General features: G+C 63.5%; 11 protein-coding genes. 6 read left to right on the top strand and 5 right to left on the bottom strand.

The window, feature by feature from the left end:
• Nucleotides 1-119: 119 nt before the first annotated feature.
• Entirely contained in the window at nt 120-1001 is an 882-nt protein-coding gene (locus NKK51_RS21535) for a transporter substrate-binding protein (RefSeq protein WP_352554514.1), read from the bottom strand.
• A gap of 127 nt (nt 1002-1128) precedes the next feature.
• On the opposite strand from NKK51_RS21535, the gene NKK51_RS21530 reads away from it, so the two are divergent.
• Nucleotides 1129-1917 (top strand): IclR family transcriptional regulator, encoded by a 789-nt coding sequence (locus NKK51_RS21530; protein ID WP_352554513.1) that lies wholly within the window; start codon nt 1129-1131, stop codon nt 1915-1917.
• Nucleotides 1918-1938: 21 nt separating this feature from the next.
• Here NKK51_RS21530 and NKK51_RS21525 read toward each other — a convergent pair whose 3' ends face one another.
• Entirely contained in the window at nt 1939-2142 is a 204-nt protein-coding gene (locus NKK51_RS21525) for a YdcH family protein (RefSeq protein WP_013529216.1), read from the bottom strand.
• Nucleotides 2143-2381: 239 nt separating this feature from the next.
• On the opposite strand from NKK51_RS21525, the gene NKK51_RS21520 reads away from it, so the two are divergent.
• From NKK51_RS21520 to NKK51_RS21505, 4 genes are all read left to right on the top strand, one after another.
• Nucleotides 2382-2561, top strand: a complete 180-nt coding sequence (locus NKK51_RS21520; protein ID WP_013529217.1) for a YdcH family protein — start codon at nt 2382-2384, stop codon at nt 2559-2561.
• Nucleotides 2562-2895: 334 nt separating this feature from the next.
• Nucleotides 2896-4146: a flavodoxin-dependent (E)-4-hydroxy-3-methylbut-2-enyl-diphosphate synthase gene (ispG, locus tag NKK51_RS21515; RefSeq protein WP_352554517.1), complete on the top strand. Its 1251-nt coding sequence runs from the start codon at nt 2896-2898 to the stop codon at nt 4144-4146.
• A gap of 5 nt (nt 4147-4151) precedes the next feature.
• Nucleotides 4152-5006 (top strand): lytic transglycosylase domain-containing protein, encoded by an 855-nt coding sequence (locus NKK51_RS21510; protein WP_128305963.1) that lies wholly within the window; start codon nt 4152-4154, stop codon nt 5004-5006.
• A 55-nt stretch (nt 5007-5061) separates the two neighbouring features.
• Nucleotides 5062-5910 (top strand): Stf0 family sulfotransferase, encoded by an 849-nt coding sequence (locus tag NKK51_RS21505; protein ID WP_352554512.1) that lies wholly within the window; start codon nt 5062-5064, stop codon nt 5908-5910.
• A 20-nt stretch (nt 5911-5930) separates the two neighbouring features.
• On the opposite strand, the gene NKK51_RS21500 is transcribed toward NKK51_RS21505, so the two are convergent.
• From NKK51_RS21500 to NKK51_RS21490, 3 genes are all read right to left on the bottom strand, one after another.
• Complete coding sequence (locus NKK51_RS21500; RefSeq protein WP_352554511.1) at nt 5931-8270, bottom strand: response regulator; 2340 nt, start codon at nt 8268-8270, stop codon at nt 5931-5933.
• 114 nt (nt 8271-8384) lie between these two features.
• Entirely contained in the window at nt 8385-9191 is an 807-nt protein-coding gene (locus tag NKK51_RS21495) for a class I SAM-dependent methyltransferase (RefSeq protein WP_352554510.1), read from the bottom strand.
• A 158-nt stretch (nt 9192-9349) separates the two neighbouring features.
• Nucleotides 9350-10267, bottom strand: a complete 918-nt coding sequence (locus NKK51_RS21490; RefSeq protein ID WP_352554509.1) for a polyprenyl synthetase family protein — start codon at nt 10265-10267, stop codon at nt 9350-9352.
• Between the two features lie 78 nt (nt 10268-10345).
• Between NKK51_RS21490 and NKK51_RS21485 the strand changes: the two genes are divergently transcribed.
• Nucleotides 10346-11107, top strand: a complete 762-nt coding sequence (locus tag NKK51_RS21485) for a transglycosylase domain-containing protein (protein WP_031213164.1) — start codon at nt 10346-10348, stop codon at nt 11105-11107.
• The last annotated feature ends 9 nt before the right edge of the window (nt 11108-11116 follow it).

Raw genomic sequence — 11116 nt, 5'->3', positions numbered from 1 at the left:
CTGTTTCGCCCGCGGCCCGGCCCGCCCGCCCGCGCCCGGCCCCGCCGCCCCCGCGCGGCCCCCCCCCCCCGCCCCCCGGCCCCCCCCCCCCCCCCCCCCCCCCCCCCCCCCCCGGCAGGTCAGATGGCTGGGAAGCCGGGATGGCGCGCCGGCGGCTCCTGTCCGAAAAAGTCCTTGAAGGCGGCATCGTAGAGTGCGTTTTCGTGGCCGAACATGGCGATGGTGAAGGTCGAGTTGACGAAGGTCAGCCAGTCAAGGTCGCCTTGCCGGAGTGCCGCGCTATAAAGCATGCTCAGCCAGCTCTTGCCGGCGTCGAAATATCTGTCCGGATTGCGCGAGGCGAGCCAGCGCACCGTGGACAGATCGACGGCAGCGGCGTCGACGCGTTTCGATTCCAGTGCCTGCAGCACGTTGGCCTGGGTATCGATCTGCATAACCTGGCACTCGGGCAGCACCGAATGCACCTGCGCCTCGGCATCGACATTCTGCAGGATGGAGACGCGTGTCGCCGAGCCGCCGGCAAGCAGCTTGTCGAAGGTCTTGTTCTCGGCGGTCGGAAGGCTCAGCAGGGCGACGCCCTCGACGTAGTAAGGCCGGGAAAAATTGACCAGCTGCGAGCGCTGGGCGCTCATCGTCATGAACTGGATGGCGATGTCGACCTTGTTGGTGGTGACGTTGGGGATGCGCTGTGCCGGATCCTGCATCACGAACTCGACCTTGGTCGGATCGTCGAAAAGGCCCTTGGCAAGGATGCGCCCCATGGTGATGTCCATGCCGACGAGTTCGCCGGCATCGTTCTCGAAGTGCCACGGCGCATTGGTGCTGCCGGTGCCGACGATCAGCTTGCCGCGATCGAGCACGGTGCGCAGCAGGCTGTCGGGTGCTGCCTGGGCAGCGGCCTTTTGGGCATCGACGGTTACCGCCGCACCCACGACGCCGGCCGTGGCCAGTCCCGCCATTCCCAATTTCAGAAAATCACGTCTTCCGGATGTGTCGTTCACGGCGACCTCCTTTCGTTTGTGTTCCCCTTGCACAGGCAATACACGCGTCAGTGACGTCGAAGCGATTGTCTCTTACAAGAGACGCGTGTATCCTGTACAGGACAGATACTAACACCGGGAATCAACAATGCAAGATGGCAATGCCTCGGCACTTTCAGCCGGCGAGAAGATTTCGGGCTCCCGAGAAAAGGGGCTCAACCGGGTGCTCGAGATTCTGGAGTTTCTTCACACGACCCAGCGCGCGATCGGCATTGGCGACCTTGCCAAGGGCGTGAACGCGCCCCGCTCGACGACCTATACGCTTGTGCGGTCGCTGGTCGATGCGGGACTGCTGGAAATGCAAGGCGACGACAATCGCGTCTATTTCGGCAAGAAGCTTTATCTCTACGGAATGGACTATGTGCGGGGCAACGACCTGTTGAGGCGGGGGCGCCAGGAGGTCGACAATCTGTCGCGCGAGACCGGCGAGACTTCCGAACTGTGCATGCTGCAGAGCGGCCGCTATACGATCGTCCATGCGAGTCCCGGCACCAGGCCGTTCCGCATCAGTTCCGCCACCGGCTTGCAGATACCGCTGCCCTGGACAGCCTCGGGGCGGCTGCTTCTGGCGGGGCTGGAGAAGGCTGAGATCGAAGACATGGTGTCAAACGACGATCTCGTGCTGCCCGACGGGCGCAAACTGCGGCTCGACGATTTCGTCGCCGACATCGCAAAAGCGCGGATCACCGGCTATTGCGTCACTTCAGGCCTTGTCGATGCCTATACCAAGTGCCTTGCCGCGCCGGTGTTTTCAGCGCCGGGCAAGGTCGAGGCGACGATGTGCCTGGTGGTCCCCATCGATACATCCGAGGGGCGGACCGGCGAACTTATCGGCCTGCTGCGTGATCGTGCCGCGAAGCTTTCGATCGCCGTGTAGCGCGAGCGAGCGAACGCCAACTCACGCAATGATGTCGGGAATGATCTTGTCTTCCAGCGCCATCAGCCGGTCCTTCAGGAACAGCTTCTTCTTCTTCATGCGCTGAATCTGCAGCGGATCGCAGGCCATGGCGATCATCGCGTTGATGGCCGCATCGAAATCAGCGTGTTCCTGCTTCAGGCGGGAAAATTCTAGGCGAATATCGGCCTGTTCCTGATCGGACATTCTCTACCGTCTGCACGTCTGCGGCGCCCAAAACTGGGCCTGATTGGGCGGGACCGGGTGTTTTGTCACCGGCGTGCAGCCCATATCACATTTCAAGGTGTCGTGGAATGCTACCACGGATCATTCGACATCGCGGCCGGATGGTGGCACAGTGTCATTGTGCCGTCACAGAAGCGAACCTGCGGTGGACGCGCCGTGACGGTTGCAATCGAGGAAAACCATGAAAGGGAGAACCAATCATGTCTCTTGCATCCCATCTTGATGAGTTGCAGCGGAAACACGGCGACATCGAACGTGAAATCGATGACGCGATGAATCATCCATCGGTAGACGACCTCGAAATCGTGAATCTCAAGCGACGCAAGCTGGCACTCAAGGACGAGATTGAAAAACTAAGAGGCAAACCGACCACGCATTGATGCCCTCCTGACATAGCCGCCCCATATCCGCGGCCTCTTTTCCCGGCGGCACCCCGCCGCCGGCGTGGAGGGTTTTGATTTTCCAGCACCGGTCTGTCAGCCGAAGCTGGACTTGCACCCGGCTCAATCTCCGCTTCGGCCGTCGCCCGTTTCGCCAGATCATCGATTGTTTCTGGTCGCCGGCGGCGGGCGATTCCGGCCAGTGGCGACCTGTCGCCATTGACAAGCCATCTTTGCTCCTCCACCTCATGCCCGGACCTCAGCGCATCGGCCCGGGGCGTCGTTGTGCGTCCATGCAGGACACAAGATGCCCCAGAGACAAAAGGCTGCCGGCATGACCGGATATTTTTCCTCTCCTTTCCCCCGCCGCACGTCGGTCGGCGTCGATGTCGGCGGCGTGGTCGTCGGCGGCGGCGCGCCTGTCGTCGTCCAATCGATGACCAACACCGACACGGCCGATATCGACCAGACGGTTGCGCAGGTCGCAGCCCTCCACCGGGCCGGCTCCGAGATCGTGCGCATCACCGTCGATCGCGACGAGAGCGCCGCCGCCGTGCCGCGCATTCATGAGCGGCTTCAGCGGCTCGGCATCAACGTGCCGCTGGTCGGCGATTTCCACTATATCGGCCACAAGCTTTTGGCCGATCACCCGGCCTGCGCCGACGCGCTGGCCAAATATCGCATCAACCCCGGCAATGTCGGCTTCAAGGACAAGAAGGACCGGCAGTTCGCCGATATCGTCGAGATGGCGATCAGGCACGACAAGCCGGTGCGCATCGGTGTCAACTGGGGCTCGCTCGACCAGGAGCTTTTGACCCGGCTGATGGACGACAACCAGGACAAGGGTTTTCCGCTGACGGCGCAGGAGGTGATGCGCGAGGCGATCGTGCAGTCGGCGATCCTGTCGGCCGAGATGGCGGAAGAGATCGGCCTTGGCCGCGAAAAAATCATCCTGTCGGCCAAGGTCAGCGGCGTGCAGGATCTGATCGCCGTCTATACCGAACTCGCCACCCGCTCCAATCATGCGCTGCATCTCGGCCTGACCGAAGCCGGCATGGGCTCGAAGGGCATCGTCGCTTCGTCGGCCGCCATGGGCATCCTGCTCCAGCAAGGCATCGGCGACACCATCCGCATCTCGCTGACACCGGAGCCGAACGGCGACCGCACGCGCGAGGTGCAGGTGTCGCAGGAATTGCTGCAGACCATGGGGTTCAGGCAGTTCGTGCCGATTGTTGCCGCTTGCCCCGGTTGCGGCCGCACCACCTCCACCGTGTTCCAGGAACTCGCCCAGAACATCCAGGCCGATCTCAGGAAGAACATGCCCGTGTGGCGCGACAAATACCCCGGCGTCGAGAACCTCAAGGTCGCGGTGATGGGTTGCATCGTCAACGGCCCTGGCGAGTCCAAGCATGCCGATATCGGCATTTCGCTGCCCGGCACGGGCGAAATGCCGACGGCGCCTGTCTTCGTCGACGGCAAAAAGGCGGCGACGCTGCGCGGGCCGTCGATCGCCGCGGATTTCGAGAAAATGGTCGCCGACTATATCGAGCAACGGTTCGGTCGCGGCAAGGCCGCGGCCGAGTAGAACCGATGCAGCGTTTCCTTTGGGCAGCGCTGATCCTGCTGTACGGGCTGACCTGGTCGACCCTTGTGCTGGCCGATCCGCCGCAATCCGCCAAGCAGCGGCTGATCGACAAAGTCTGCAATCTGATCCAGGCGCATGCCGACCAGAACGGCCTGTCCAGGGATTTCTTCGCCCGGCTGATCTGGAAGGAAAGCCGTTTCGATCCCAACGCCGTCAGTCCGGTCGGTGCCGAAGGCATTGCCCAATTCATGCCGGGCACCGCCAAGATGCGCGGGCTTGCCAATTCCTTCGACATCAACCAGGCGATTCCGGCTTCGGCTAGATATCTCGCCGAAATGAAAACCGGCTACGGCAATCTCGGCCTGGCCGCCGCCGCCTACAATGCCGGCGAGAGCCGGGTGTCGCGCTGGCTCAGCTCCGGGGGGTTCCTGCCGATGGAGACCGAAAGCTATGTCTTAGACATCATGGGCGAACCAGCCGACAAGTTCACGGACCGGGCCTATGCCGGAAAAGTCGAGCCGCTCGACGCAAAGACGGATTTTGCCGTCGCTTGCCGAAAACTGCCGGTGATCATGTCGCGGACGGTGGCCATGGCTTCGATCAACATAAAGCCATGGGGCATCCAGGTGGCCGGCAATTTTCGCCGCAGCGCCGCGATCAACCAGTGGCTCAGGATAAGGAGCCGGTTCCCGGCCCTGCTCAACGGGCATGATCCGGTGGTCAGCCGGGTGCGCACGCCGATCGGCCGGCGCGGCATCTACGCGGTCAGGATCGGTGTCGACCGCCGCGCCGATGCCAACGTTATTTGCCAGAAATTGCAAAGCGTCGGTGGGGCGTGCGTGGTGGTGCGCAACCGGTAATTTGGCCGCTGCCGGCATGGTGTTTGTCTGAGAGAGGCATTTAAGAGCGACAGCCGTGACGTCGCATCCAGCAAAGATTTCAGCTATAGCGGCGGCCATCTTCTCCAAGGCGACAGCCCCTGCCTTTGACGAGCAGCATGGACACAACATGTTCGATGGGTACATAATCTGCGGCACGCCGAGGACCGGAAGCACGCTGCTGTGCAAGCTTCTGGCATCCACGAAGACGACTGGCGATCCGCACTCATTCTATCGGCGGCAGGATGTGCTGGAGTGGGCTGAAGAGTGGAAGCTGCCGGATCGCGGCACGATGAGTGAGCTCGACTTCAATGTCGCCTATCTCAACGCGGCGATCGCTGCGGGCAAGGGTGGGACCGGCCTCTTCGGCCTTCGCTTGATGCGCGAAAATCTGGATGAGCTTTCGACGATCCTCGACCGGATTTTCCCGAAACTGCAGTCGGACAGAGCGCGGTTCGGAAGAGCATTCGGCAATGTTCTCTACATACACCTCTCGCGGGAGGACAAGCTCGCGCAGGCTGTCTCCCTGATCAAGGCAGAGCAGACCGGTCTTTGGCATATCGCTCCCGACGGCACCGAGATCGAAAGGGTCGCGCCGCCGAAAGAGCCTCAATATGATTTCGAGCGGATCAAACGAGAGGTCGCGGAACTCGAGACCTATGACGCGGCCTGGAACATTTGGTTCGCAGAGCAAGGCATATCCCCGCTGCGCGTCGGCTATAAGCGCCTTTCAGGCAATCCGGCCGCGACATTGCTAGGCATCTGCGAAGCCCTGAGGGTCCGAGCGCCGGACGAGGAGGATATAAGCCCCGGCGTTGCAAAGCTTGCTGACGCGACAAGCCTCGACTGGCTGCGCCGCTATCGTCTGGAGGCAGCAGCCGTCTGACGCATCCTCATGGATGCAGTCTAGGCGGTCTTGGCCACGACCGTTTCGCTGAGCCAGGTGCCGATCTTGGTGCCGAGGCGGTCGGGCGAAACGGGCTTCGGCAGATAGTCGTCCATGCCTGATTCGATGCACTTGTCGCGATCACCCTTCAGCGCGTGCGCGGTGACGCCGATGATCGGGATGTGGGCGCCCGTCGAGACCTCCATCGCCCGGATGGCGCGGGTCGCCTCATAGCCGTTCATTTCGGGCATCGAGACATCCATCAGGATCAGCTTGGGGCGCAGCGCCCGGTACATCTCGACCGCCGTGCGGCCATTGCCGGCGATGCGGTAGCTCAAGCCCAACCCGTTGAGGATCTGGCCGAACACCAGTTGGTTCACGTCATTGTCCTCGGCAATGAGGATGTCGATCGGTCCGTTCGGCGCGGTTGTCGATTCCGGCGCTGCCGCGACCGGCATTGCCGGGCCGCGGATGACGGTGAAGGCGGGCGGCGCCGCCGGGGGGGCCTGCACGATCGGTTCGCGGACGAATCGCGCCTTGCCGACCTGCGAGCGGGCCTTCTGGATCACCGAGATGACGGTGCCGAGCAGCACCGCGGAGCGCGCCGGCTTGGTCAGGTGTGCTGATATGCCGAAGTCGATGATCATCTTGCCGAAATCGACCTGGTCGACCGAGGTCAGCAACACCACCGGGATGGAGGACAGCCGGCTGTCGGACGCAATGGCTCTGGCGACATCGGCGCCGTTCATGCCCGGCATTTGGTAGTCGAGGATGATGCAGTCGACGGCGGCGCCCAATTGAAAGGCGCGGTCGAGGAAGGCAAGCCCCACCGCGCCGCTTTCGGCGGCGGCACAATCGAAGCTCCAGCTTCTGAGCTGCTCGAGCAGGATTTCGCGGTTGACCGGATTGTCGTCGATGACCAGCACGCGCGCGCCGGTGACGTCGACCGGCACGATCTCGTCGCGCGCTGCCGCCTGGTGCGCGGGCAGCGGCACCGCGAACCAGAACACCGAGCCGCGGCCGATCTCGCTCTCGACACCGATCTTGCCTGCCATCAGGTCGACGAGGCGGGCGGCGATGGCGAGGCCCAGCCCCGTGCCCTCATGACGGCGGGTGGACGAGCCGTCCACCTGCGCGAATTTCTCGAATACATTCTGCAGTTTCTCGGCCGGTATGCCGATGCCGGTGTCTTCGACGCGGACCTTGAGCTGGACCACGTCGTTGACGATTTCGCCGCCGACATCGATCAGCACATGACCCTTCTCGGTGAATTTCACGGCATTGCCGAGCAGGTTGGTGATGATCTGCCGGAACCGGCCGGCGTCACCGACGACATGGGCCGGCAGGCGCGGGTCGACACGCACGATCAGTTCGAGGTTCTTTTCGGCGACGCGCGCCGAGACCAGCGTCGCCACATCCTCGACCGCCTCGGAAAGGCGAAAGGGAGCAGGGTCGAGGGTGAGCTGGCCGGCATTGATCTTGGAGAAATCGAGGATGTCGTTGATGATGGTGAGCAACGCGTTGCCGGATTTGACGATGACGTCCGTGAAGGTCTTCTGGCGCGGGGTCAGATCGGTCTTGGCCAGCAGTTCGGCCATGCCGAGCACGCCGTTCATCGGCGTGCGGATTTCGTGGCTCATATTGGCCAGGAATTCCGATTTGGCGCGGTCGGCGGCCTCGGCCTTGAACAGGGATTCGGCGGATTCGGCAAAGGCGCGGCGGATTGCCACTTCCATCGGGCGGAAGATCCAGAAGGCGACGATGGCAAGTGCCGCGAACAGGATGCCGCTCGCCCACAGCAGCAGTCTGTCGCTTGAGGCATCGGCCAGGTGGCGCTCATCATCCATGGCGGTGCGGACGCGAACCAGCATAGGCTGGGCAAACAGGTCGTTCTGGTTGCGGATTTCGCGATAGCTCCACTCGTCGACCTTCTGCGCCACCGACATCAGGTTAAAATTGCGCACCATGTCGCGCGGCGACCAGAACAGATCGCCGTTGACGGAAGCGGACTGGAGTTCGTTGACGGTCTTGATCGACAGCCGCGGCTTGATCGCCGCAAGCTGGGCGGTCAGCGTCTCGATCTCGCCGGTCAGACGCTCCGAATGGCCGCGCGCCGATGTGGTCAGGGCATCGCGAGTCTCCGCCCGCCAGGCTGTCCCGGTCGTCTCGGCAAAGCTGGTCGCGTTGCGCAGGTCGCGGGTGAAGATGACGAGATTGCTGCTCAGCGCATCGATGTCGCGGCGAAAGGAATTGACGCGGTCAAGCGCAATCACGATGCCGGCGGAAGCCAGCGCGAAGATCAGCAAACCTGAAATATAGCGGATCCGGACCGACCGGATGAAGGACGAATATTCAGGCATGCGCAACCCCAACACATACGCACCATTTTAATGGCCGGGATTACGCTTCATTTACATTAAAATTTCGTTCGTGCGGGTTGGCAGGCCATGCGAGCCGCCGGATGGACACCACGCCTAGGCCGCTTCCACGACGAGGGCGCGGATGCGGCCACTCACCGAGCCTTCCCCGAACCGTTTCCCAAGGGCATTTGCCACGTATCGCGTCGTCTCCTCCAGCGAGCCGCCGCGCGCCTCGATCTCAGCCCGCAGGGGCGTGCCCTGGCAATAGGCCGCGGCCGCCTCATATGGCGAGGAAGCGGCGCTGACGGCATCCAGCGGCTCTATGGTGATGTCACGGAAGCCGGCGGCATGCAGGTCGGCGCGGATGGCGTCTGCATCGTGATAGCCATGCGGCGTCCTCGCCATGAAGCGAGGCGGATCGGCCGGAAAGAAATGGCCGAGTGCCCGCGTCACTTCCTCGGCGAACTCATTGTCTTCGATGGCACCCCAGACGTTGAACAGGAAATGCCCGCCCGGCCGCATCACCCGCCGCGCTTGTCCGTAGGCGCCCACTCGATCGGGGAAGAACATCGCGCCAAATTGGCAGACCACGGCGTCGAACCGGGCGTCCTCGAAGGGCAGTGCCTGGGCGTCGGCCTGCTGCCAGATGATACGAGGATCGTCCGCCATCCGCGTGCGCGCGTGGTCGAGCATCGGCTGGTTGAGGTCGGTGGCCACGATGCGTGTTTGCGCCGGCAATCTTGCTGCCAGCGCACGCGTCACCACACCGGTGCCCGCCGCCACTTCGAGCACCGATTGCGGCCCGAGCTTCGACACTCTCTCCGCCAGATCCTGCGCATAGGGCTCGAAGATCAGCGGCACCATCGCCCGGTCGTAGACTTCGGGAATGGAACCGGTGAACAGCTTGTCGGTGGTCGACATGGCATCCCTCCAACTCTATCCGCACCGCGTGCTTGCCGTGCGGTGGCAAAGCGATGTCGATCCTCTGCCTCGGCAGGCTTCCGCTCAAGCTCTATTTCAGAACCGGCCGGCGGGGACGTGCGTGCGTCGATCAGCTCGATGTTCCGGCTGGCACAACCTCAGCTGTTACGCGCCGCCACGAACGTCGCCGCTTCCTTCAGCAATTGGGCATCGTCGCCATAGGGCTCAAGCAGTGCATGGGCCTGTTCGACGAGGCCGTGAAGCTGGCCGCGTGCCCAATTCGCACCATGCAAGGCCACCAGCGTCGCCTTGCCGGCGGCGGCGTCCTTGCCGGTCGCCTTGCCCATCTGGCTGGCATCGGCGGTCAAATCGAGCAGGTCGTCGGCAAGCTGGAAGGCAAGACCGATCGCCGAGCCGAATTCGGCCAGCCGCTCGCGGTCATCGGCCGGAGCGCCGGCGATGAGGGCACCTGCCTCGCAGGCAAAGCGGATCAATGCGCCGGTCTTCATCGCCTGCAGCCGGATGATGCCGGCCTCGTCCGGCGGCGTCTGTTCGGCTTCGAGGTCGAGCTTCTGGCCGCCGACCATGCCGCCGGGTCCGGCGGCGCGGGCCAGCGCCAGCACCAGGGCTGCCCGCCGCTCCGCCGGCAGGGCGGTCGCCTCGCCAGCGATGATGTCGAAGGCCAGCGTCAGCAAGGCATCGCCAGCCAGGATGGCGGTCGCCTCGTCGAAGGCTCTGTGCACGGTCGGCTGGCCGCGGCGCAGATCATCGTCGTCCATGGCGGGCAGATCGTCGTGGATCAGCGAATAGCAATGCACGCATTCAAGTGCGGCGGCGACACGCAGTGCCGCCTCGCCATCGGCGGAAAAAAGGGCTGCACTTTCCATGACCAGGAAAGGCCGCAGGCGCTTGCCGCCGTTCAGCACGCCGTGGCGCATGGCCGCCATCAGCCGGGCGGGCCGGGCGATCTCGCCGGAAAGCGCGCGGTCGTCGAGCAGCCGCCGCAGCAGCACCTCGACGGCTGCCGCCCGTCTGATCAGCGCCATTTCGAACGCCATTTGGTCGTCATTCGTCATGGCCCGGACCGGTAGCCGACACTCAGACGTTGCGCAAGAAGCCAAGCGCCATTATGCCGGGGCAGGGAGAAGCACGGGTTGGGCGGCTTGGCGGAACCGATCGTCGATCATGAAACCGAAAGACTGGACATGGCGACGAGATCGCGGGGCGTAAACCGCCGTGGTCTCAAGCGCTGGGTCCGGCGCGGCATCGTCGTGGCCGCAGTGCTGGCTTTGATTCCGGTCGTGCTGACGTTTCTGTACCTGCCATTCTTCGTGCATCCTGTCTCGACGCTGATGCTGAAGGACCTGGCGACGTTCTCCGGTTACGATCGCCGCTGGGTGTCGATCGACGACGTGTCGCCGGTGCTGGCCAATTCCGTCATCATGTCGGAGGACGGGCAGTTCTGCTTCCACCGCGGCGTCGATCTCGGCGAGCTGAGGGGCGTCGTCGACGACGCGCTGGCCGGCGAAGCGACGCGCGGCGCCTCGACCATCACCATGCAGACGGTCAAGAACCTGTTTCTCTGGTCGCGGCCGCTGGGTTCGGTGCGCAAGGTGGTCGAATTGCCGCTGGCCGTCTATTTCGATGCGGTGATGTCGAAACGGCGCATCATGGAAATCTACCTCAACATCGCCGAGTGGGGGCCGGGCATCTACGGCATCGAGGCTGCGGCACAGCACCATTTCGGCGTTTCGGCAAAACAGCTGTCGCGACGGCAGGCCGCCTTGCTTGCGGTCTCCTTGCCAAATCCGATTGCCCGCAATCCGGCCAAACCCGGGCCTGGCTTGAGGCGGCTCGCCAATCTGATCGAGCGGCGCGCCGGCCGCTCCGGCGCCTATGTCGGTTGCCTCCGCTAGCCAACTCAA

It is taken from the genome of Mesorhizobium sp. M0011 (assembly GCF_040324155.1).
GTDB lineage: Bacteria > Pseudomonadota > Alphaproteobacteria > Rhizobiales > Rhizobiaceae > Mesorhizobium.
The sequence above is the reverse complement of the archived record's forward strand: the minus strand, read 5'-3'. Positions and strand labels throughout refer to the sequence as shown.

What these genes read in the sequence shown, in the direction of transcription:
- ispG (WP_352554517.1), top strand. Translation starts at nt 2,896, where the DNA reads ATGACCGGATATTTTTCCTCTCCTTTCCCCCGCCGCACGTCGGTCGGC.
- NKK51_RS21500 (WP_352554511.1), bottom strand. Translation starts at nt 8,270, where the DNA reads ATGCCTGAATATTCGTCCTTCATCCGGTCGGTCCGGATCCGCTATATT.
- NKK51_RS21510 (WP_128305963.1), top strand. Translation starts at nt 4,152, where the DNA reads ATGCAGCGTTTCCTTTGGGCAGCGCTGATCCTGCTGTACGGGCTGACC.
- NKK51_RS21490 (WP_352554509.1), bottom strand. Translation starts at nt 10,267, where the DNA reads ATGACGAATGACGACCAAATGGCGTTCGAAATGGCGCTGATCAGACGG.
- NKK51_RS21530 (WP_352554513.1), top strand. Translation starts at nt 1,129, where the DNA reads ATGCAAGATGGCAATGCCTCGGCACTTTCAGCCGGCGAGAAGATTTCG.
- NKK51_RS21525 (WP_013529216.1), bottom strand. Translation starts at nt 2,142, where the DNA reads ATGTCCGATCAGGAACAGGCCGATATTCGCCTAGAATTTTCCCGCCTG.
- NKK51_RS21495 (WP_352554510.1), bottom strand. Translation starts at nt 9,191, where the DNA reads ATGTCGACCACCGACAAGCTGTTCACCGGTTCCATTCCCGAAGTCTAC.
- NKK51_RS21520 (WP_013529217.1), top strand. Translation starts at nt 2,382, where the DNA reads ATGTCTCTTGCATCCCATCTTGATGAGTTGCAGCGGAAACACGGCGAC.